This window comes from Bradyrhizobium sp. Ai1a-2 (assembly GCF_000426245.1).
In the GTDB taxonomy this organism is placed as follows: domain Bacteria; phylum Pseudomonadota; class Alphaproteobacteria; order Rhizobiales; family Xanthobacteraceae; genus Bradyrhizobium.
Genome location: NZ_AUEZ01000028.1, coordinates 44,517 through 66,646, shown reverse-complemented (window position 1 = coordinate 66,646; position 22,130 = coordinate 44,517). Strand labels below are relative to the sequence as shown.

Below are 22,130 nucleotides of genomic sequence, written 5' to 3'. Positions count from 1 at the left end.
GCGGCCGCACCGGACCACAATGAACTGAGATTCTGACGAGGCTGAGAAATGGCAAGGAAACAGCTGGCGGTCGCGGACCAGCCGCTACGGCTCGACAATCAAATCTGCTTTGCGATCTATTCGGCCGCGCACGCGTTCAACCGCGTCTACAAGCCGCTATTGGACCGGCTCGGGCTGACCTATCCGCAGTACCTGGTGATGCTGGTGCTGTGGGAGAAGGATGGCGTGCCGCTCAAGGACATCGGCGAGCGGCTGTTCCTCGATTCCGGCACGCTGACGCCGCTGCTCAAGCGGCTGGAGGCGGCGCAGCTCATCAAGCGCACGCGCAGCAAGGAAGACGAGCGGCAGGTGCTGATCGCGCTCACGCCGCAAGGCCAGGGGCTGAAGGAGCAGGCGAGGACCGTGCCGCACCAGGTCCTGGCGGCATCGGCCTGCTCGATCCCGGAACTGTCGGCGATGAAGAGCGAGATCGCCGCGCTGCGGGACAGGCTGAATGCGGCGATGGGGGAGTGAGGGGGGCGGAGGGTTAGAGGCGCTTCTTGGCGAAGGCTCGGCCGGAGTGGGATTTGAGATATTTCTCAAAGGCGAGGGCTTTGTACTTATCGGGGAAAGCGCAGTACCAGACGAGCTGCCAAGGCTTGAATTTGGCGGTGTGCGCGGATTTGCCCGCATTGTGCTCGGGAAAGCGCCGCTTCAAATCCGCAGTGGCGCCAATGTATTCCTGATCTGGAAAGTTGATGCTGCGGATGATGTAGACGTACCACATCAATGCCTACCGGCAGATGGCACCAGCTGAGTTTTGGGCAGCCCGTCTTCGCCCGTTGGGCTTCGCCGGGCACCACGCTTCGCCCTTCAAGCTCCGCGCGGCTGCGCCACGCGTAGCCCGAAGGGCGAAGCGTGGTGGAGCCAGGCGGGATCGAACCGCCGACCTCTTGCATGCCATGCAAGCGCTCTCCCAGCTGAGCTATGGCCCCTTAAGGGATCGCGAGCCGCATCCGACTCGCGGGGAAAGACCCAGAACACAGTTCTGGATCGATCTCAAGTCTCTTCATCACCTCCGACGTCGCCAATGATGTCGGTGACGTCCTCATCGCCCTCTTCTTCGTCGGCGATGAAGGTGGAATCATCGTCGTCATCGTCTTCGAGGGTCTCGTCGATCTCGATATCGTCCTCGGATTCGGGAACGACTGCCTTGACCTTGCCGGTGTTCTCCTCGGCATCGGCCTCCTCGAGCGAGACCATTTCTTCGGCCTCCGCGGGCTCCGGCGTATCGGCGGCGGCGGCGGTGGCCGCCGCAGCGGCGCCGGCGCCTCGGGTCGCGCGCGGCGGCGCCACGGGGGCGATCGGCACGACCTCGCCGGTGTAGGGCGAGATGACCGGGTTCTTGTTCAGATCATAGAACTTCTTGCCCGTGGTCGGGCAAATGCGTTTGGTTCCGAGGTCGGACTTGGCCACGTGGTGATCCCAGGAATTTTCTGAAAAGCGGTGCTTCACTTGGCTAGTTGAGGGGCCGCTGTCAATAGCGGTTTGCGCGCATTTGTCCCCGGGTGACGCCGGGGGTCCGATGTGTTACCTGCCGCGCCGCGAGAGGACGTGATCTTGGCCCATTCCGACCAGCAGAACCCTGAAAAAACCCCCTCCAAGACCCCCCTGGAGGCCCGCGCGAGCGGTCCCCTGAGCGGCCAGGCCCGCGTCCCCGGCGACAAGTCGATCTCCCACCGCGCCCTGATCCTGGGTGCGCTGGCGGTCGGTCAAAGCCGGATTTCCGGGTTGCTCGAGGGCGAAGACGTGCTCAATACCGCCAAATCGATGCGGGCGCTGGGTGCCGAGGTCGAGCGTACCGGGCCGTTTGCCTGGTCGGTCCGGGGTGTCGGCGTCGGGGGCTTCGCGGAGCCCGCCGGGCCGCTCGATTTCGGCAATTCCGGCACCGGCTGCCGGCTCGTGATGGGGGCGGTCGCCGGCTGCCCGATCACGGCGATCTTTGACGGCGATGCCTCGCTGCGCTCGCGGCCGATGCGACGGATCCTCGATCCGCTGGAACTGATGGGCGCCAAGGCGGGTGAAATGAGGGAGGGCGGCCGCCTGCCGCTGACGCTGCATGGCGCCCGCAACCCGGTGCCGATCGTCTACAAGACGCCCGTCGCCTCGGCCCAGATCAAGTCTGCCGTGCTGCTGGCGGGGCTGGCGGCACCCGGCGTCACCACGGTGATCGAGCAGGAAGCCAGCCGCGATCACACCGAGCTGATGCTGAAGCATTTTGGCGCCGAGCTCACGTCGATCAAGGAAGGCAGCCACGGCCGCCGGATCGCGCTGACCGGCCAGGGCGAACTGCACGGCGCCGAGGTCGTCGTTCCCGCCGATCCATCCTCCGCGTCGTTCCCGATCGTGGCGGCGCTGATCGTCGACGGCTCCGATATCGTGCTGCCTGACGTCATGACCAATCCGCTGCGCACCGGCCTGTTCACGACGCTGCGAGAAATGGGCGCCTCCATCGAGGAAGACGAGCTGCGCATGGATGGCGGCGAGCCGATGGCGCGGCTCCGCGTGCGCGCCTCCAAATTGCGCGGGGTCGAGGTGCCGCCGGAACGTGCGCCGTCGATGATCGACGAATATCTGGTGCTGGCGGTGGCGGCCGCTTACGCCGAAGGCACCACCATCATGCGCGGCCTGCAGGAATTGCGCGTCAAGGAATCCGATCGTCTCGAAGCCACCGCCGACATGCTGCGCGTCAACGGCGTCAAGGTCGAGGTTTCGGGCGACGATTTGATCGTGGAAGGCAAGGGCCATGTGCCCGGCGGCGGCGTGGTCGCCACCCATATGGATCACCGTATCGCGATGTCGGCGCTGGTGATGGGGCTCGCGGCCGACCGGCCGGTGACGATCGACGACACCGCCTTCATCGCCACCAGTTTCCCGGATTTCATTCCGATGATGCGTTCGCTCGGCGCGGAGCTGTCATGATCATCGCTATCGACGGACCGGCCGCATCCGGCAAAGGCACGCTCGGAAAACGGCTCGCCGCGCATTATGGCTACCGCCATCTCGACACCGGCGTGATCTATCGCGCGGTGGCGAAGGCATTGCTCGATGCCGGCGCCGGCCTCACCGATGAGGCGCGCGCGGTCAAGGCGGCGATGGAGCTCGACCCTGAGAAATTCGGCCATCCCGAGTTGAAGACGCAGCGGATCGGCGATGCCGCGTCCGTGGTCTCGGCGATCCCGAAAGTGCGCGAGGCGCTGGTCAATTTTCAGCGCCAGTTCGCTATCGACCCGCCCGGCGCGGTGCTTGACGGCCGCGATATCGGGACCGTGATCTGCCCGAATGCCGATGTGAAGATCTTTGTCCTCGCCGATCCGCGCGTGCGGGCGCGGCGGCGGACGCTGGAGGCCCGCGCACGCGGCGAGGACGCCGATGAGGCAGCGGTGCTGGCCGATATCCTCCAGCGCGACGAGCGCGACAAGAACCGCCCGGTGGCCCCGCTGAAGCCGGCGCCCGATGCGCATATGCTGGACAATTCCAATCTCGATATCGAGGCGGGCGTGCGCGCCGCGATCGACATCGTCGAGGCGGTGCGCGCCGCTCGTGGGCTGACCTAGCGGGTCGAGGATTCCTGGTCAGCCAGACCGGAAAAAGATTGTGCAGCCGAAAAGGTCCGCATCGACGCAGCCGCGCCAGGCATCGCGGCGATGGCATGGCCGAGCGCAAATGCGGCAACGACGGCCAGGGCGATCAGGCTTTTCATGGTCGTACCCCCTGTCTCTTGGGTGGGCCCCACTATGCGCGGGCTCGCTTAAGCCCGGGTTCCACCGCAAGCCGCGCCGGATGCCTTTCGCGCAACACGGTCAATAATTGTTCAAATGCACTCCGGCATTGTTAAGGCTTGTGTCAGCCTCGGAGCCCCGCAAATCGGGCATTTCTGGCTTGCCGAAAATGGCGGTGGATATTATATCAGCAGCGTCCGTGCCGCCATCGACTATGTCGGGGCCGCCCGAGCGGGCCGGCAGCGGGGTATGAGCCCCGGCCGACATTGGAGGAGCGCCCGCTCCATCGGTTCTTGACGTCGATCCTTCGTTTCCGGCCCCGGACATCTACGTCACGCGCATTCTTTCGCAAAACCGGTTTCCACTTTTGCGGAATGCGCGCCATCAACGTATCGGACATGTGGCTTGCTGCCGGCCCGCTTTTGCGCCCTCGCGCAAGGAGCGGTCGTCAGGATTTGCGGACCTGACACCACATGCGCGATGCGCCCTTAACCCGAACGGCCGGCAAGACACCCGCATCTGGAGAACATATGGTTTCGAATACTGCTGCTTCCTATAATCCCAGCCGCGACGATTTCGCCGCGATGCTCGATGAATCCTTTGCCGGCGGCAATCTGCAGGAGAGCTCGGTCGTCAAGGGCAAGGTGGTTGCCATCGAAAAGGATATGGCCGTCATCGATGTCGGCCTGAAGACCGAAGGCCGCGTGGCGCTGCGCGAATTCGCCGGCCCCGGCCGCGAAAGCGATCTCAAGGTCGGCGACGAGGTCGAGGTGTTCCTCGACCGCATCGAGAATGCGCTGGGTGAAGCCGTGCTGTCGCGTGACAAGGCGCGGCGTGAGGAGAGCTGGGGCAAGCTCGAGAAGGCGTTCCAGAACAACGAAAAGGTTACGGGCGTCATCTTCAACCAGGTCAAGGGCGGCTTCACCGTCGACCTCGACGGCGCCGTGGCCTTCCTGCCGCGCTCGCAGGTCGATATCCGTCCGATCCGCGACGTCGCGCCGCTGATGAACAACTCGCAGCCGTTCCAGATCCTCAAGATGGACCGCCGCCGCGGCAACATCGTGGTGTCGCGCCGCACCGTGCTGGAAGAGACCCGTGCCGAGCAGCGCCAGGAACTGGTGCAGAACCTCGAAGAGGGTCAGGTGATCGACGGCGTGGTCAAGAACATCACCGACTACGGTGCGTTCGTGGACCTCGGCGGCATCGATGGCCTGCTGCACGTCACCGACATCGCCTGGCGCCGCGTCAATCACCCGACCGAGGTGCTCTCCATCGGCCAGACCGTGAAGGTCAAGATCATCAAGATCAACCACGAGACGCACCGCATCTCGCTCGGCATGAAGCAGCTGCTGGACGATCCGTGGCAGGGCATCGAGGCGAAGTATCCGCTCGGCGCCCGCTTCACCGGCCGCGTTACCAACATCACCGACTACGGCGCGTTCGTCGAGCTCGAGCCGGGCATCGAAGGCCTGATCCACGTCTCCGAGATGTCGTGGACCAAGAAGAACATGCATCCCGGCAAGATCGTCTCCACCTCGCAGGAAGTCGAGGTGCAGGTGCTGGAAGTCGATTCGGTCAAGCGGCGCATCTCGCTCGGCCTCAAGCAGACCATGCGCAATCCCTGGGAAGTCTTCGTCGAGAAGCATCCGGTCGGTTCGGTGGTCGAGGGCGAGGTCAAGAACAAGACCGAGTTCGGCCTGTTCCTGGGTCTAGAAGGCGACGTCGACGGCATGGTTCACCTGTCCGATCTCGACTGGAAGCTTCCGGGCGAGCAGGTGATCGACAACTTCAAGAAGAGCGACGTGGTCAAGGCGGTCGTGCTCGACGTCGATGTCGAGAAGGAGCGCATCTCGCTCGGCGTCAAGCAGCTCGAGGGCGATCCCTTCGCCGAGCCGGGCGACGTCAAGAAGGGCGCGGTCGTGACCTGCGAGGTGCTCGAAGTGAAGGAGAGCGGCATCGAGGTGAAGATCGCCGGCACCGACTTCACCACCTTCATCAAGCGCTCGGAACTCGCCCGTGACCGCAACGATCAGCGCTCCGAACGCTTCGCCGTCGGCGAGAAGGTCGATGCGCGGGTGATCCAGTTCGACAAGAAGGCCCGCAAGGTGCAGGTCTCAATCAAGGCGCTGGAAGTCGCCGAAGAGAAGGAAGCCATCGCGCAGTACGGCTCCTCCGATTCGGGCGCGACGCTCGGCGATATTCTCGGCACCGCACTCAAGAATCGTGCCAACGAGAAGTGAGCACTTGCTTTCTTCGTCGTCATCAAGCCCCGGCTTCGGCCGGGGCTTTTTGTTTGGGGCTTGTCCATCGTCGTAGCCCCGTTGGCTTCATCCCGGCTACGGCTGCGTATCTCGGGCTATTCCAGCCGTGCTACGCTTGTAACCCTATGCCAGCCTTGTTTTCTTCATATTGCACCGCAATTGATGTATTTTGATAACCTCTCCGTCATCCTGTGATTGCAAGAACGTGTTGAGCTCTTTTGGAGATTTCGATGTCGCTTGATTCAGACGTGATCGTCGATCGTCGCCGGATTCGCCGCAAGCTGACCTTCTGGCGCGTCGCGGCTGCGGTGGTTGCGATCGCGGCTCTTGTCGGCGTCGGCGTGATCGTAGCAGGCGGGCGCGGCTCGCTGACGACGGCGGGATCGATCGCACGCATCAATATCGAGGGCCTGATCCGCAGCGACCAGGATCGTGTCGAGGCGCTGGAGCGGCTGGAGAAGTCGCAAGCCGCGGCTGTCATCGTTCACATCAATTCGCCCGGTGGCACCACCGCTGGTTCGGAGCAGCTTTACGACGCACTGACGCGGCTGAAGGCGAAGAAGCCGCTGGTCGTAGTGGTCGAGGGATTGGCGGCGTCCGGGGGCTACATCACCGCGATTGCCGCCGATCACATCATCGCGCGGCAGAGCTCGCTGGTCGGCTCGATCGGCGTGCTGTTCCAGTTTCCGAATGTCAGTGAGCTGCTGAAAACCGTGGGCGTGAAGGTCGAGGAGATAAAGTCCTCGCCGCTGAAAGCGGCGCCCAACGGCTTCGAGCCGACCAGCCCGGAAGCGCGCGCCGCGATCGATGCGCTGGTGAAGGATTCCTATGCCTGGTTCCGCGGCCTCGTAAAGGAGCGGCGCGGCATGGATGATGCCTTGCTCGAAAAGGTCGCGGACGGGCGTGTCTTCACCGGCCGCCAGGCGGTCGAATTGAAGCTCGTCGATCAGCTCGGCGATGAGAAGAGCGCGGTCGCCTGGCTGGTCCAGGAGAAGAAGATCAAGAGTGAATTGCCGGTGCGCGATTTCCGGCTCAATCCGCGATTCGGCGATCTGACATTCCTGCGCACGGCCGCTTCGGTCACGCTTGATGCATTTGGTTTGAACGCAATCGCTCGCCGCATTGAACAGGCCGGCCTCGTCCAGGCTGTCGATCGGCTCGGCATGGACGGCATGCTGGCGCTATGGCAGCCGTCGGGGAGCAATTGAGATGTGCACAATCGGTCTTTGGTCGCACTCCCGTATTGCGGGAATCGCGAAAAGCCGGGCTCGGGCCATTTGTCACGGCTCTTCCTTGGCGCCAAAAGTGATTTAGCGTCTTGACAGTTCAAGGCATTTTCACGGAAATGGATATCCGCAAGGTCCCGGGCCAAACTCTCGATGATCAAATCCGAACTTGTTCAGCGTATCGCCGAGCACAACCCGCATCTCTACCAGCGGGATGTCGAGAATATCGTCAATGCGATCCTCGATGAGATCGTGGCAGCGCTGGCGCGCGGCGATCGGGTTGAGCTGCGCGGCTTCGGCGCTTTTTCGGTGAAACATCGTCCAGCGCGGGCCGGTCGCAATCCGAGAACGGGTGCGCACGTTCCGGTTGATCAGAAGAGCGTTCCGTTCTTCAAGACCGGCAAGGAAATGCGCGAACGCCTGAACCGCGACGCCGATAGCAGCGGCGGCAGCTCGCCGGAACCGAGCGCCTGATCTCGAGGAGACCGCTGGCGCATCCGCGTCTCCGGTTGCTATAGATCGGCGCGCGATTGTCGGCCGATGCGAGGGATGGTGATGCGAAAGTTCTTCACGACGCTGCTCGTCGTCCTGCTTGGCCTGTTCTTCATCATCTTCGCCGTCGCGAATCGTCACCTGGTGACGGTTTCATTCGATCCGTTCAATTCGGCCACTCCGACAGTCGCGGTAACGCTGCCGTTATTCCTGGTGCTCATTATCGTCGCGATCCTGGGCGTGATCGCGGGCGGCACGGCGACGTGGTTCCGGCAGCATCGCTGGCGCCGTGCGGCACGGCAGCATGAGGCTGATGCCCGTCAGGCCCAAACGGAACTGGCCGATCTGCGCAGCGCCTTGACCGCAGCCCAGGCTGAACGGCGTCGCCTCACAGGTCCGGCAAATGGCGGCTCCTCGGGGGTCGTTGGGCGAGACAAGCAGGGCGCGACGTTGTAGAACCCGCCCCGTCCGTGCCGGAGCTGCCAGTTCCGGCCGTTACAACGCCCCTGAGAGACCATGTCCCTGCTCGTCAAAATCTGCGGCCTGTCTACGCGCGAGACGCTCGACGTCGCGCTCGAGACCGGTGCCGACATGGTGGGCTTCGTGTTCTTTCCACCCTCGCCGCGGCATCTCTCGCTCGAGAGCGCGCGGGAGCTCGGCCGGCAGGCAAAGGGCCGCGCCGTGAAGGTGGCGCTCACCGTCGATGCGGACGACGCCACGGTCGAAAACATCGTCGAGACGCTTCAGCCCGATGTCCTGCAACTGCATGGCAAGGAGACGGTGGCGCGCGTGCGCGACATCAAGCAGAGATTCGGCCTGCACGTGATGAAGGTGCTCGCTGTCGAAACGGCAGCCGATCTCGCGCGGCTCGCAGGCTATGCCGCCGTCGCCGACCGCATCCTGTTCGACGCGCGGGCCCCGAAGGGCGCGACGCGGCCGGGAGGGCTCGGTGCGGTGTTCGACTGGCACGTGCTGGAACGGCTCGAGCTTGCGTTGCCCTTCATGGTCTCCGGCGGGCTGAATGCCGACAACGTCGCCGAAGCTGTCCGTGTGACCCGTGCGGGCGGCGTCGATATTTCCTCCGGCGTGGAACGGTCACCGGGCATCAAGGATCCCGAGCTGATCCGCGCCTTCATCCGCGCCGCGCGCGCCACAGACCTTCCTTCACCTCTCCCCGTTTACGGGGAGAGGTCGGATCGCGCTAGCGATCCGGGTGAGGGGGAGCCACCGCGGTCACAGCTCTCACCGAATTTGTGGAGAGAGCCCCTCTCCCCGCAAGGGCGGGGCGAGGGAGCAGAGACAGCGCGCCCGCGCGCGCCACAGAAGAATTGACGGTTCGATGAGCCCAGCACTGCCCAACTCTTTCCGCAGCGGTCCCGACGAGCGCGGGCATTTCGGCATTTTCGGCGGACGTTTCGTCGCGGAAACGCTGATGCCGCTGATCCTCGACCTCGAAAAGGCTTACGCCGAGGCCAAGGCCGATCCTGCCTTCCAAAAGGAGATGGACGGCCATCTGAAACACTATGTCGGGCGGCCGTCGCCGCTCTATTTCGCCGAGCGGCTGACCGAGCATCTCGGCGGCGCAAAAATCTATTTCAAGCGCGAGGAGCTCAACCACACCGGCTCGCACAAGGTCAACAATGTGCTCGGCCAGATCATGCTGGCGCGCCGCATGGGCAAGAAGCGCATCATCGCTGAGACCGGCGCCGGCCAGCACGGCGTTGCCACCGCGACGCTGTGCGCGCGGTTCGGGCTCGAATGCGTGGTCTATATGGGCGCGGTCGACGTCGCACGGCAGCAGCCCAACGTGATCCGCATGGAGATGCTGGGCGCCAAGGTGATCCCGGTGCAATCGGGCGCGCGCACGTTGAAGGATGCGATGAACGATGCGCTGCGCGATTGGGTCACCAATGTGCACAATACGTTCTACTGCATCGGCACGGTGGCCGGCCCGCATCCCTATCCGATGATGGTGCGCGACTTCCAGTCGATCATCGGTATCGAAACGCGCCAGCAATTGCAGGAGGTCGAGGGCCGCCTGCCGGATTCGCTGGTCGCCTGCATCGGCGGCGGCTCCAATGCGATGGGTCTGTTCCATCCCTTCCTCGACGATCCCTCGGTCGAGATCTTTGGCGTCGAAGCCGCCGGCCATGGGCTGACGCAATTGCATGCCGCTTCGATCGCCGGCGGCCGCCCCGGCGTGCTGCACGGCAACCGCACCTATCTGCTGATGGACGAGGACGGGCAGATCACGGAAGCGCACTCGATCTCGGCGGGACTGGACTATCCCGGTATTGGGCCGGAGCATTCCTGGCTGCACGAAACCGGCCGCGTCAACTATCTCTCCGCGACCGATGAAGAGGCGCTGGAAGCCTTCCAGTTGCTGTCGCGGCTCGAAGGCATCATTCCGGCGCTGGAGCCAGCGCATGCCATCGCCAAGGTGATGGAGCTCGCGCCGAAGCGGCCCAGGGATCACCTGATGGTGGTCAACCTCTCCGGCCGCGGCGACAAGGACGTGCCGCAGGTCGGCGACATCTTGAAGGGCCGAAACAAGTGACCACCCGTATCGATGCACGTTTTGCCGAGCTCGCGAAGCAGGGCCGCTCCGCCTTTGTCACCTTCGTGATGGCCGGCGATCCCGATCCTGCGACGTCGCTCGACATCCTCAAGGCGTTGCCGAAGGCGGGTGCTGACATCATCGAGATCGGCATGCCCTTCACCGATCCGATGGCGGACGGTCCGTCGATCCAGGCGGCCGGCTTGCGCGCGCTCAAGGGCGGCATGACGCTCAGGAAGACGCTCGAGATGGTGCGCAGCTTCCGCAAGGACGATGACGCGACGCCGCTGGTGATGATGGGCTACTACAATCCGATCTACATCTACGGCGTCGACAAGTTCCTCGCCGATGCCAAGACCGCTGGCGTCGATGGTCTGATCATTGTCGACCTACCGCCGGAGGAGGACACCGAGCTGTGCCTGCCGGCGATGAAGGCCGGGCTCAATTTCATCCGGCTGGCGACGCCGACCACTGACGACAAGCGCCTGCCGGCGGTGCTCGCGAACACCTCGGGCTTCGTCTATTATGTCTCGATCACCGGCATCACCGGTGCTGCTGCGGCGGACGCCAGGGCGGTCGGCGAAGCGGTGGCGCGCATCAAGCGGCATACCGAATTGCCGGTTTGCGTCGGTTTCGGCATCCGCACGCCGGAAGCCGCGCGGGCGATCGCCGAAAGCGCCAATGGTGCGGTGGTCGGCACCGCGCTGGTTGATGCCTTGCGCGGCAGCCTCGATGCGGAGGGGCGGGCTACCGCCAAGACCGTGACCGCTGTCGCCGACCTTGCCGCCGCGCTGGCGCAGGGCGTGCGGGGCGCCAAACAAGCGGCCGAATAGGCTGCAATCGTGGTTGCAGGGCGGCTTGCCGGGGGTTACCCGGCCCGCCATATATCCACCCGTGGATAGATGCGGAACCGACCGCATTCTGGAGCGAAACATGAACTGGCTCACCAATGTCGTCCGGCCGAAGATCCGCAGCATCCTGCGGCGCGAGACGCCGGAGAACCTTTGGATCAAGTGCCCGGATTCCGGGCAGCTCGTGTTCTACAAGGACGTCGAGGCCAACCAGTTCGTCATACCCGGCTCGAACTACCACATGCGCATGGGCGCAGTGGCGCGTCTCAAGTCGATCTTCGACAACGAGACCTGGTTCGACGTCGCGGTGCCGGACGTGACGCCTGACCCGCTGAAGTTCCGCGACGAGCGCAAATATGTCGACCGCATCAAGGACGCGCGGGTGAAGACCGCGCTGAACGACGCGATCAAGGTGGGTTACGGCAAGCTCGAAGGCGCCGGCGTCGTGATCGCGGTGCAGGATTTCGATTTCATGGGCGGTTCGCTCGGCATGGCTGCCGGTGAAGCGATGGTGCGCGGGCTCGAGCTTGCGGTCGAGAAGAAGTCGCCCTTCATCGTGTTCGCGGCTTCGGGCGGCGCGCGGATGCAGGAAGGCATCCTGTCGCTGATGCAGATGCCGCGCACCACCGTCGGCGTGCAGATGCTGCGCGAGGCCAAGCAGCCCTATATCGTGGTGCTGACCAATCCGACTACCGGCGGCGTCACCGCCTCCTATGCGATGCTGGGCGATGTGCATATCGCCGAGCCCGGCGCGCTGATCGGTTTTGCCGGTGCGCGCGTGATCGAGCAGACCATCCGCGAGAAACTGCCGGACGGATTCCAGCGCGCCGAATATCTTCGCGACCACGGCATGGTCGATATGGTCGTGCATCGCCACGACATGCGCGCGACGCTGGCGCGGCTGTGCCGCCTGCTTACCAAATCGCCGCCGCTGCAGGTGCCCCCGAAGCCTGCGCCGGAGGTGACCACGCCCGCCCAGATCGTCACGGCACCGGAAACCGTGCCGGCAGCGCCCCACGCGTGAGCGTACCCGCCGCCCAACCATCGCCGACGCTCGGCGAATTGGTTGCGCGCCTGTCGGCGCTGCATCCGAAGACGATCGACCTCAGCCTCGATCGCATGCACGGGCTGCTCGCACGGCTCGGTCATCCCGAGCGCAAGCTGCCGCCGGTGATCCATGTGGCCGGCACCAACGGCAAGGGCTCCACGATCGCCTATCTGCGCGCGATCCTGGAAGCGGCCGGCCTGCGCGTCCATGTCTTCACCTCGCCCTATCTGGTGCGACTGAACGAATGCTATCGCCTTGGCCGCGTCGATGGCGGCGTGCTGGTCAGCGACGACGAATTGCGCGCGGTGCTCGAGCATTGCGAACGCGTCAACGACGGCCAGCCGATCACGATCTTCGAGATCGAGACCGCGGCGGCGTTCTGCCTGTTTGCCACGCATGCGGCCGACGTCACGCTGCTTGAGGTCGGTCTCGGCGGCAGACTGGATTCGACCAATGTCGTCGACACGCCGCTTGCCTCCGTCATCGCGCCGATCAGCATGGATCACACCGAATTCCTCGGCGACACGCTGACCGCGATCGCCGGTGAGAAGGCGGCGATCATCAAGCGCGGCGTGCCGGTGGTCTGTGCCGAGCAATCTGCTGATGCGATGTCGGTCGTCGAGGCGCAGGCGGCGCGCCGGCGCGCGCCTCTGCATGTGGCCGGCCAGCAATGGCATGTCGGGGTCGAGCGCGGCCGGCTGGTCTATCAGGATGACCGCGGCCTGATGGATCTGGCGGCGCCAAAACTGTTCGGTCGGCATCAGTTCGACAATGCCGGGCTCGCGATCGCGACGCTGCGTGCTGTCGACGCGTTCAGGATCGGGATCGCGGCGTTCGAGGCCGGCATCGTCAACGCCGAATGGCCGGCGCGGATGCAGCGGCTGGCGTCGGGCGCGCTGGTCAATCTGCCGCCAGCGGGATCGGAGATCTGGCTCGATGGCGGACACAATGCCGAAGGCGGACGCGTGGCGGCCACCGCAGTCGGCGATCTCGAGGAGCGCGTGTCGCGTCCGCTGGTCGTCATCGCCGGCATGATGGCGAACAAGGATGCATCCGGCTTTCTCGCCAATTTCGCCGGCCTGACCCGCCACATCATCGCGGTCGAGATTCCCGGCCGCGCGGGCGCCATGCCGCCGGACCGGCTGGCGGATGCGGCGCGCGCGTTCGGCATGCGCGTCGAGATCGCGGCCAGCGTAGAGGCCGCGTTGCAGGCGCTCTCGCAGCTCGCCTACGAGGTGCCGCCGCGCATCCTGATCACGGGCTCGCTCTATCTCGCTGGCCATGTGCTCGACGTGAACGGCACGCCGCCGGCGTGAAGGCGCTCCCGTAGCCCGGGTGAAGCGCAGCGTAACCCGGGAAAAATCTCTCCCCGCGGCGAGAATCCCGGATTGCGCTACGCTTCATCCGGGCTACGGCGTTCACGTGCATAAAACAAAACGGCCGGCTATCCGCCGGCCGCTGTCAAAAATTATTCCAAAAAAAGTACTGGATCAGACCGCAGCGGAAATCCACTGCTGCAGCTTCGCCTTCGGCGCCGCGCCGACCTGGCGCGAAGCCATCTCGCCGCCCTTGAAGATCATCAGGGTCGGGATCGACATCACGCCATATTTGGAAGCCGTCTTCGGGCTCTCGTCGACGTTGAGCTTCACGATCTTGACCTTGTCGCCCATCGAACCCGCGATCTCGTCCAGCGCGGGCGCGATCATGCGGCAGGGGCCGCACCATTCGGCCCAGAAATCGACCACGACAGGCCCGGTCGCGTTGAGCACTTCGGCTTCGAAATTGGCGTCAGAAACCTTGCCAACGGCCATGGGATACCTCGTTCGGTTGGAAGAAAAAGGCGCGATTTGAGTCGCGCCGGGATCGTACGACAAACCTATGAACGCACCCCTGCCGGGTCAAGCTCGGTCACGCCAGCATGATGGGATGCCAGCTCCCCATCCAGCGCGGAGACCGAAATCTCCATCATTTCAGTGCTTTCGGTCCAGAGCAGGGCGGCCCGGACGGGGCGTCCGGGATAGAGCTTGCGCAGCACCGCCCGGTAGAACGCGAGCTGCCGGACGTAGCTTCGCGGCGCCTCGGCCGCACTTTTCGGCGGGGCGTGGTTGGTCTTGAAGTCGACGATCAGGATTTCGTCCGGCCTCACCACCAGCCGGTCGATCTGGCCGGACACCAGCGCCGGTGCTTGCCCAGGCCGATCCAGCCGGCCGACAATCGAGACTTCCGCTCGGCTCCCGGCGGCGAACACGGCTGCGAAACGGGGATCGGCGATCAGGGCCAGCACGCTTTCGGCCAGCGCCCCGCGCTCCTGCTCGGTCCAATCCTCGGCGTTGCGTTCGAGATAGGACAGCGCCGCGCCGCGTCGGCGTTCGGGTGCGATATCCGGCAGCGACTGCAACAGCCGATGCACCAGCGTGCCGCGCTGGATCGCACGGGCGCGCTGTACGAGCTGTTCACCACTGCGGACGCGGCGGCTGTCGTCGGTCGGGTCGGACGGCCGCAGCAGGCTGTCGGCAGCCAATTCGGCCGGGGCGGCCCGCTGCAGCCAGGACGGCAGCTCGATCGGCTGTGGCGCCGACGAGGCCGCGAGGCCGGTCGCGGCATCGGCATCCTCGGGCCGGAAATAGCGCTTCACCAGGCCGGCCGGGGTCTCGATCTCCTGCAGGCTGAGGCCGGAATTGGCGAGGCCCTTGTCGATCAGGTCATACCAGGAGGAAGTCCGCACCTTCTTCATGTTGCCCGGCATGCAGCCGCCAACGATCAGCCGATCGGCGGCGCGCGTCATTGCGACATAGAGCAGGCGGCGATACTCGTCCTCCGTCTCCTCCAGCATCGCCTCGCGCGCCTTGGCGACGGGGGCGGGATCCTCGGCCTTGCGGCCGGCCCAGACCACGATGCCGGGTGCGTGCGGTGCGCTGTTGCCCTGCGGCAGATGGATCAGCCGCAGCCGCTGCGTATCCGAGGGCGAGGTCGTGGTGTCCACCAGGAACACGACGGAGGCCTCCAATCCCTTGGCGCCGTGCACGGTCATCACGCGCACCTCGTCGCGCGAAATCTCCATGTCGCGCTTCACCTCGGTGTCGGCCGCGCGCAGCCAGGCCACAAAGCCCTGCAGCGAGCTTGGTGCCTTGCGCTCATAGGCCAGCGCGAGTTCGAGGAATTCGTCGAGCGCGTCGTTGGCCTCATGGCCGAGCCGGCGCAAGATGCGCGCCCGCCCGCCTTCGCCGCCGAGCAGCCAGGCATAGAAGGCGAATGGGGTCGTGTCGGCGAAACATCGCTCGCATCGCTCGAGCCGTTTCAGCGCAGCCGTCAGGCGCTCGTCGGTCGCCGCATGCTGCGTCAGCGCCTGACGCAGCGAGCCCTTGCGCTCCCAGGCCAGCTTGAACAGATCGTCGTCATCGAGGCCGAACAGCGGGCTTTTCAGCGCCACCGCGAGCGCCAGATCGTCCTGCGGCAGCAGCAGCGCATCCGCGAGGTTCATCAGGTCGATGATCGCGATGTGCTCGGTGAGCTTCAACCGGTCGGCGCCGGCGACCGGGACATTGGCGTGCTTCAGTGCCTGGATCACCGCATCGAACGCGTTGCCGCGCCTTCGCACCAGCACCAGGACATCGCCATAGGTGAGCGGCCGGCGGCTGCCGCGGCTGCCGGTCATGGTGCCGCTTTCCACCAGCCGCCTGATCTCGGCCTGGATGCGCTTTGCCAGCTTCACTTCCGGGCTGGTGACGGAGACGCCGTCGAACGGCGCGCGCCAGCCTTCGATGTCCTGCCTGTCGTCGGCTTCCGCGAGCTGCCAAAGCTCAATCGAGCTGGGCCCGGCATCGGCCAGCGCATTGTGCAGCGGATAGCCGTTCTCGACCGCGTGGATGCTGCGATAAATCTCCTGCTCGCGGAACACATGGTCGACCGATTGCAGGATCGCAGGTCCCGAGCGGAACGAATAGGTGAAGGAGACCGGATCGAACTTCAGCCCGGCGTCCTCGAACTTTTTCTTCAACGAGCGGCGGCGCAAATCGAATTCATGCGGGGCGGCGCCCTGGAACGAGAAGATCGACTGCTTCTCGTCACCGACCGCGAACACGGTGCGCATGACGCCGTCGCGCGCGCCGGCGCCGGAGGTGAATTCGGAGATGATGTGCGCGACGATGTCCCATTGCTTCGGGCTCGTATCCTGGGCTTCGTCGATCAGGACATGATCGACGCCGCGGTCGAGCTTGTAATGCACCCAGCCCGAGGAGACGCGGTCGAGCATCTCCAGCGTCTTGTCGATGAGGTCGTCATAGTCGAGCAGCCCGCGCTCCAGTTTCTCGCGGCGGTAGTTCGCGGCAGCTGCAGTTGCGATGTGCAGCAGCGCCTCGGTGCGGTCGCGGATCGTCACCGCGCGGCGGCGCTCGATCAGCGGGTGGATGCGCTGGCTCTCCGCTTCGAACAGCCGCCCGATGGCGGGATTGTTGTCGAAGAATTTCTTCGTCACCACCGATTTGCGGGGCGTGCGCTCGGTGTCGGTCAGGAAGACGCCGAGATAGGCGTCGACCTGCGCGCTGCCGGTGAAGACCAGCGCCTCACGCAAACGCGCCGCCTGGTCCTGGTCCGACTTGCTGCCGGTGTCGAGGACGAGCGCAATATCCTCCCAGCGCGCGCGGGGCAGATAGGGTCCATCCAGGATCTCGCGCTCGACATCCTCGATCGAATCGTTCGTGGCCACGCCAAGCGCTGTCGACATCTGCCCGGCGGCCGCTTCCGCACTGCCCGCGGCATCGGTCCAGGCCATGAAATGATCGCGGCTGAGGCAGGCCTCGCGCACCACGTCCTTGAAGGTGACGTCGGCGGCGCTTGCCATCGCCACCATCAGCGCGCGCCCGGTGGCGCTGTCGGGATTGCGCGAGGCTTCCAGCAGCACGGCGAGATTGGCGCGCTCCATCATCTCGTTCTGGTCGCGCTCGTCGAGCACGGCGAACCGCGCCGGCACATTGGCCTCGAACGGGAATTGCTGCAGCAGGCGGGTGCACAGCGCGTGGATGGTCTGCACCTTCAGCCCGCCCGGCGTCTCCAGCGCGCAGGCGAACAGCTTTCGTGCTGCCCGCCGGAGGTTTGCGTTGGGATAAGCGATGCCGGCTTCGCGGATCGCGGTGTCCAGCGCGGTATCGTCGAGGGTGACCCAGTGGCCGAGCGTGGAAAACACCCGCTCGGCCATGTTGGCCGCGGCCGCCTTGGTGAAGGTGATGCAGAGGATCTTTTCCGGCGGCACACCCTCCAGCAACAGCCGGATCACGCGCTGTACCAGCACATGGGTCTTGCCCGAACCGGCATTGGCGGACACGAAGGCGGATGCCTTGGGATCGGACGCACGCGCCTGCGTGGCGCGGACGGCGTCGGGAATGGGACGGGGCGCTTTCACCATTCCTCCAATCCCAGGCCACCGGCCGCCGACCATTCCTTGATGCGGGCGAGATCGTCATAGGTGCCGTAGCGGTTGGCCCACATCGACAGATTCAGCGAGGTGTAGGCCTGGTTCTCGTCCTCGAACTGGCGGATCAGTTTTTCCAGCTCTCGCCGCGCATGGTCGGCGGCATCGTCGGGCGATTGCGGCGTATCGCCTGGCCTGATCTTCAATTCCAGCGTCCGCTGCTCGCCCGGCGGATTGTTGCCGCTGAGCCTGACATAGGTGAGCTCGCCGACGGATGAGCCGGCGGGAATTTCCGCAAAGCCGCCCTCGCGCAGGATCGCGGCTTCCAGCGTGAGCTGCGGCGACAGTCCCATGCGTACCTGTTTTCCCGTTGGCGGCTGGCCGGACTTGTAGTCGAGGATCGCGAACGAGCCGTCGCGGTCACGCTCGATCCGGTCGGCGCGTGCCGAAAGCGTGAAGGTGCGTTCATTGTCGAGGGGTATGCCGATCTCGCCACGGATCTCGGCGTTGATGGCCGCGATACCGCCGCGCCGCGCGGTCTCCCATTCGGCGAACCATGCCGCGATGCGCTGGAAGCGCGGCCACCACAGTGCCCGCGCTTCCGGCCGCTCCATCAGCGGCGCGAAATGCTTGCCGCCGATCTCGCGCAGCGCGCGAAGCGGATCGTCAGGCAGCGCGGCAGCGAAGGCTTGCGTGAATTCGCCGAGCGCTGCGTGGATCGCCGAGCCGCGATCGGCCGCCGACAGCGGCATGTCGACGGGATCGAGCGGGTCGAGCCTGAGGATATATCTTGCGTAGATCGTGTAGGGATCGCGCAGCCAGTCCTCGATCGCCGTCACCGACATCTTGAGCGGTCTTGTCGCGAGCGGCGGCTTTGGCGCGGGTTGCGGGATCGGCTCGACCTTGTCCGGCCGATCGAGCTCGGCGGCGTAATGAACGTATGTCTCGCCCGATGCTTTCGCGGCTTTCCAGCGCACCTCGCCTGCGACCGCTTCGAGCCGGTGCAGAAAGCGCGAGGCCACCGCCGGCGCGCCGCCGACCTTGGCCGAGTGGCTGAGGATCACATCATCAGTGCCGAGCAGTTGCGCGAAGTCATGCGCGGAAAGGCCGATACGGCGCTCCGGCAAATCGAGGCCAAGCTCGTGCCGCATCGGCCGGCTCAGCCAGGGATCGATCCGCGGCGCCGGCGGCCAGACGCCCTCCACGAGGCTGCCGAGGATCACGCGATCCGTCTCCGTCAGGCGCGCTTCGAGCTGACCGAAGATGTGCAGCTGCGCGCGCGGCGATTCCGGACGGCGCACCATGCGGTCGGCGAACGCGGTCTGGAAGACGTCAGCATAATCGGCGAGCGGGACCATCACGCCGCTCAGCTTTCTTGCGCCGACGAGATCATCGAATGCGGATACGAGCACGGAGCCAGCCTGCTCTTCGAAGGCGACGGCGATGCCGTGCTGATCGCAGGATAACGCGGTGAGAGCCTCGCGATGCCGCAGTGCCAGCTCGGCGAAATCATAGGGCCTGGACGCACTGAGGCTTTCGATCGGTGCAAGCGCGGCCCTTAGCCTTGATATCAGCGACTGCGCCTGGTCGAGGTCGACATCGCGGAGCCGGGTCCGCTGTTCCAGGGGATGCAGCGACGAGGTCTCGCCGCGGCGCAGCTTGGCGAGTTCGGTGCGGAAGCGTTCGAAGTCGCGGCCAAGGCCTTCGCTGCCGGCTTGCGGCCGCGTGCCGCGCAGCAGCGCCAGCTCCAATACTTCGGTGGCGCGCCGGTGGGCGCCAGGCGCAGCGCCGAGCCGAAACAGCGGATGTTTCAGCAGAGCAAGCAGCGTCGGCGGCTCCAGCCCCTTGGCTGCTGCTTCCGCGCCAAGGCGGGCAAAAATGCCCGATGGCGTGTCCATCAGCGCTTCACCGCCGGAATCGTCGAATTCGAGATTCCAGCGCGTCAGCGCCGCCATCACCCGCCGTGCCAAAGCGCGGTCCGGCGTCACCAGCGCGGCTGATTTGTCGAGATGCCGCGCCTCGCGCATCGCAATGGCGATGGCGAGCGCTTCCATCTCCGGATTCGGCGCCTCCATGACCGCGATGCCATTCATGCCGGCGGAAATCTTTTTGGCGACGTCAGGCTGTTCGAGACGATCGTGCCATTGCGCCGTAGCGGTGGACGGCCGCATCGTTTCCGACAGCAGCATTTCGCGCCCGCATGGTGCCGGCTCGCCCAGAATCTCCACCTCGTCGCGCTTGATGCCGAAGCGATCGAGCAGCGCGTTCATGGCGAATTGCGGGTGGTTCGACGCGGGCGGCGTGGTGAATTTGCCCGTGGCGTCGCGCATGCCGCCGATCATGTCCCAGGACTCTTCATCGAGATCGGCATCAAGCCCGGGCAGCACGACCGCGCCGTGCGGCAGCTTGGCCACCGCGTGGAGAAACTTGGCGGTCGTCGGCATCGAACCGGTCGAGCCCGCCGCGATCACGGGGCCATCGGGCTGCGCGGTCAGGCGTGCGGCTTCGGCCGCGATCAGGAGGTCGCGCCGCGCCGCCGGTTCGATGCGGCCGACTTCGGCGAGATGGGCCGGCCAGGCCTGGCGCGCGATCCGCAGGAAATCCAGCGAATGCTGCCAATACTGGTCGAGCCCGTCGGGGACGAGCTTGTCTAGCGCGCTCCACTCGACACCACGCGTCACCATGTCGTCCATCAGCCGCGCCAGATCGCCGGCAAGTTGCAGCGTCGATGCGGGACCGCCGACCACCTGCGGCGCGGTCACCGGGCTCCTGGCCCATGCGGCGACCAGCCTCGCCAGCGTCAGCCGGCGCTCGAGCTCGCCGAGCTTGGGCGGAATCTCCAGCGGCGCAGCGCCGCTGAACTGTTCCGCCTCTTCCGCGAAGGCGAGTTCATCCTCGTCGATGTCGCCAAGTGCGACGATGCGCGGCAGCACGACGGCATCGGTACTCAGGACGTCGAGGAAGATCTCCCGCGCAAGCCGGCCCGCTCGCCGGGTCGGCAGATAGAGCGTCGCATCCGCCAGCTTTTCGGGATTACCCCGCGCGTCGAAGCCCCTGACAAGGCGACCGTCGACCAGGGCGGCGATGACGGTACGCAGGAACGGGACGGAGAGGGGAACGCTGAAAACGCGCATGAGGAGCCTGATTCGGGATCAGGCGTTAATATAGGGTGCGATCTCCGCGCGGTCGAACCACCCGTTCACCTGTCATCACCCGCGAAGGCGGGTGATCCAGTATTCCACAGGCGCCAGTGAATAAGCCGAGAGGCTGCGGCGTACTGGATGCCCCGCCTACGCGGGGCATGACGACCGCTGGGGTCAGCTTGAGCCTACGCCACGCTTTCCAAAAACGCTTCTTCCGCGGCTTGCACGGCGTCGGGGGTTCCGACATGCATCCAGACACCGTCGAGCCTGAGGCCGAACAGCCGTTCCTGCTCGTTGGCGCGGTCGAACAGCCTGGTCAGCGAGAACTCGCCCGCGGGGGCGTCCGCAAAGATCGACGGCGACATGATCGCGGCGCCGGCATAGACGAACGGCACTACCTGATGTTCCCGCCGCTTGCGCAGCGCGCCGTCCGGCAGCATGGAATAGTCGCCGCGGCCGCCATAGCCGATGCTGTTGGCGGTCGGCGCCATCAGGAGCAGGATATCCATCTTCGCAGGATCGAAGATCTCCGCGAGCCGCGCCAGGTTCGGCCGCACGCCGTCGATCCACATCGTGTCGGCGTTGACATGAAAGAACGGCTCGTGCCCGAGCAGCGGCAACGCCTTCACGACGGCGCCGCCGGTGCCCAGCACCTTGCCGCGCTCGTCCGAGATGATCACGCGCGGCTGCTTCCGCGTCTTGACGTGCTCGATGATCTGGTCCGGCAGATAGTGCACGTTGACCACGGCCTCGCTGACGCCGGCAGCGGCAAGCTTGTCCAGGACATGATCGAGCAGCGGCTGGCCCGCCACGCTCACCAGCGGCTTCGGCATATGGTCGGTCAAAGGCCGCATGCGCAGACCGAGACCGGCAGCGAGGACCATGGCTTTATGAGGGGTGACGGACATTCTTCCGGGCTCTCGAACCGTTCAAATCATGACGCGCGCCATCCTATCACGCCGATTTGGGGCGCGCATGAGGTCGACGCGATAGTCGCCGGACATGACGGCCGTGCGACGGAAAACGTCTCAAAACAACAGTCTTCAGGCCTCAGCGGGCTGCGAGCCACGCTTGCCCGCCCTCTTCTTCTTGTCGCTCTGCTTGAGGAAATTGACCCCGATCTGGTCGCCATTGACCCAGGATAATTCGCAGCGGCGATAGGCAAGCCCGGTCGATGACAGCAGCAGGAAGAATTCCTTCAGGTGCAGGCCTTCCACCGAGCCCTCGACCGTCAGCTTGGCGCCGGTCTCGGAAACGTCTTCCATGGTGCAGTCGCGCCGCCACGTGCCGTCGATCCCCATCATATGCGCGGGAATGCCGCGCTCGAAGGTGACACGCTCGCCACGGCGCCGTTCTGCTTTCATCGCCAAACTCAAGCCTCAAC

19 protein-coding genes, 1 tRNA gene and 1 pseudogene are annotated in these 22,130 nt (G+C 65.3%); 12 read left to right on the top strand and 9 right to left on the bottom strand.

Annotation, left to right across the window (positions count from 1 at the left end):
- Positions 1–48: 48 nt before the first annotated feature.
- Entirely contained in the window at positions 49–513 is a 465-nt protein-coding gene (locus K288_RS0119015; RefSeq protein WP_027580996.1) for a MarR family transcriptional regulator, read from the top strand.
- A gap of 13 nt (positions 514–526) precedes the next feature.
- Here the strand turns inward: K288_RS0119015 and K288_RS0119010 are convergent, their stop codons facing one another.
- The 3 genes from K288_RS0119010 to K288_RS0119000 form a co-directional block, all read right to left on the bottom strand.
- Positions 527–766: a GIY-YIG nuclease family protein gene (locus tag K288_RS0119010; protein ID WP_027580995.1), complete on the bottom strand. Its 240-nt coding sequence runs from the start codon at positions 764–766 to the stop codon at positions 527–529.
- A gap of 132 nt (positions 767–898) precedes the next feature.
- Positions 899–974 (bottom strand) — tRNA-Ala (locus tag K288_RS0119005).
- Between the two features lie 64 nt (positions 975–1,038).
- Positions 1,039–1,455, bottom strand: a complete 417-nt coding sequence (locus K288_RS0119000; RefSeq protein WP_027580994.1) for a TIGR02300 family protein — start codon at positions 1,453–1,455, stop codon at positions 1,039–1,041.
- Positions 1,456–1,599: 144 nt separating this feature from the next.
- Between K288_RS0119000 and aroA the strand changes: the two genes are divergently transcribed.
- Positions 1,600–2,961, top strand: a complete 1,362-nt coding sequence (gene aroA / locus K288_RS0118995; protein ID WP_051334608.1) for a 3-phosphoshikimate 1-carboxyvinyltransferase — start codon at positions 1,600–1,602, stop codon at positions 2,959–2,961.
- Positions 2,958–3,596 (top strand): (d)CMP kinase, encoded by a 639-nt coding sequence (gene cmk / locus K288_RS0118990; protein WP_027580992.1) that lies wholly within the window; start codon positions 2,958–2,960, stop codon positions 3,594–3,596. The genes aroA and cmk overlap by 4 nt, the downstream gene beginning before the upstream one ends.
- Here cmk and K288_RS53660 read toward each other — a convergent pair.
- Positions 3,593–3,742 (bottom strand): hypothetical protein, encoded by a 150-nt coding sequence (locus tag K288_RS53660; protein ID WP_160168987.1) that lies wholly within the window; start codon positions 3,740–3,742, stop codon positions 3,593–3,595. The genes cmk and K288_RS53660 overlap by 4 nt on opposite strands.
- Before the next feature lie 549 nt (positions 3,743–4,291).
- Here K288_RS53660 and rpsA point away from each other — a divergent pair.
- From rpsA to K288_RS0118935, 9 genes and pseudogenes are all read left to right on the top strand, one after another.
- Positions 4,292–6,001 carry a 30S ribosomal protein S1 gene (gene rpsA / locus K288_RS0118975; protein WP_027580990.1) on the top strand — a complete coding sequence of 570 codons (1,710 nt, stop codon included), beginning with the start codon at positions 4,292–4,294 and terminating at the stop codon, positions 5,999–6,001.
- Between the two features lie 251 nt (positions 6,002–6,252).
- The gene (gene sppA / locus K288_RS0118970; RefSeq protein WP_027580989.1) at positions 6,253–7,230 is read left to right on the top strand and encodes a signal peptide peptidase SppA; all 978 of its coding nucleotides are present in this window, start codon (positions 6,253–6,255) and stop codon (positions 7,228–7,230) included.
- Between the two features lie 141 nt (positions 7,231–7,371).
- The gene (locus tag K288_RS0118965) at positions 7,372–7,722 is read left to right on the top strand and encodes an integration host factor subunit beta (protein WP_256378835.1); all 351 of its coding nucleotides are present in this window, start codon (positions 7,372–7,374) and stop codon (positions 7,720–7,722) included.
- A gap of 81 nt (positions 7,723–7,803) precedes the next feature.
- The gene (locus K288_RS0118960; RefSeq protein WP_027580987.1) at positions 7,804–8,196 is read left to right on the top strand and encodes a LapA family protein; all 393 of its coding nucleotides are present in this window, start codon (positions 7,804–7,806) and stop codon (positions 8,194–8,196) included.
- Positions 8,197–8,256: 60 nt separating this feature from the next.
- Positions 8,257–8,895, top strand: a pseudogene (locus K288_RS45880) (phosphoribosylanthranilate isomerase); the annotation flags it as partial.
- 184 nt (positions 8,896–9,079) lie between these two features.
- Positions 9,080–10,297, top strand: coding sequence for a tryptophan synthase subunit beta (trpB, locus tag K288_RS0118950; RefSeq protein WP_027580986.1), 1,218 nt, complete (start codon positions 9,080–9,082; stop codon positions 10,295–10,297).
- Positions 10,294–11,130 (top strand): tryptophan synthase subunit alpha, encoded by an 837-nt coding sequence (gene trpA / locus K288_RS0118945; protein ID WP_027580985.1) that lies wholly within the window; start codon positions 10,294–10,296, stop codon positions 11,128–11,130. The genes trpB and trpA overlap by 4 nt, the downstream gene beginning before the upstream one ends.
- A gap of 100 nt (positions 11,131–11,230) precedes the next feature.
- Positions 11,231–12,172, top strand: a complete 942-nt coding sequence (accD, locus tag K288_RS0118940; protein WP_027580984.1) for an acetyl-CoA carboxylase, carboxyltransferase subunit beta — start codon at positions 11,231–11,233, stop codon at positions 12,170–12,172.
- On the top strand, positions 12,169–13,512 hold the full coding sequence (locus K288_RS0118935) for a folylpolyglutamate synthase/dihydrofolate synthase family protein (RefSeq protein ID WP_027580983.1): 1,344 nt from the start codon (positions 12,169–12,171) through the stop codon (positions 13,510–13,512). The genes accD and K288_RS0118935 overlap by 4 nt, the downstream gene beginning before the upstream one ends.
- 174 nt (positions 13,513–13,686) lie before the next feature.
- On the opposite strand, the gene trxA is transcribed toward K288_RS0118935, so the two are convergent.
- The 5 genes from trxA to K288_RS0118910 all read right to left on the bottom strand — a co-directional run bounded on the left by trxA (position 13,687) and on the right by K288_RS0118910 (position 22,110).
- Positions 13,687–14,007: a thioredoxin gene (trxA, locus tag K288_RS0118930; protein ID WP_027580982.1), complete on the bottom strand. Its 321-nt coding sequence runs from the start codon at positions 14,005–14,007 to the stop codon at positions 13,687–13,689.
- 65 nt (positions 14,008–14,072) lie between these two features.
- Positions 14,073–17,597, bottom strand: a complete 3,525-nt coding sequence (gene addA / locus K288_RS0118925; RefSeq protein ID WP_027580981.1) for a double-strand break repair helicase AddA — start codon at positions 17,595–17,597, stop codon at positions 14,073–14,075.
- Positions 17,591–20,737 (bottom strand): double-strand break repair protein AddB, encoded by a 3,147-nt coding sequence (gene addB, locus K288_RS0118920; RefSeq protein WP_027580980.1) that lies wholly within the window; start codon positions 20,735–20,737, stop codon positions 17,591–17,593. The genes addA and addB overlap by 7 nt, the downstream gene beginning before the upstream one ends.
- A gap of 194 nt (positions 20,738–20,931) precedes the next feature.
- A complete protein-coding gene (locus tag K288_RS0118915; RefSeq protein WP_027580979.1) occupies positions 20,932–21,654 on the bottom strand; it encodes a nucleotidyltransferase family protein in 723 nt (240 codons plus the stop codon).
- Between the two features lie 135 nt (positions 21,655–21,789).
- The gene (locus K288_RS0118910) at positions 21,790–22,110 is read right to left on the bottom strand and encodes a PilZ domain-containing protein (protein WP_043160206.1); all 321 of its coding nucleotides are present in this window, start codon (positions 22,108–22,110) and stop codon (positions 21,790–21,792) included.
- Positions 22,111–22,130: the final 20 nt, after the last annotated feature.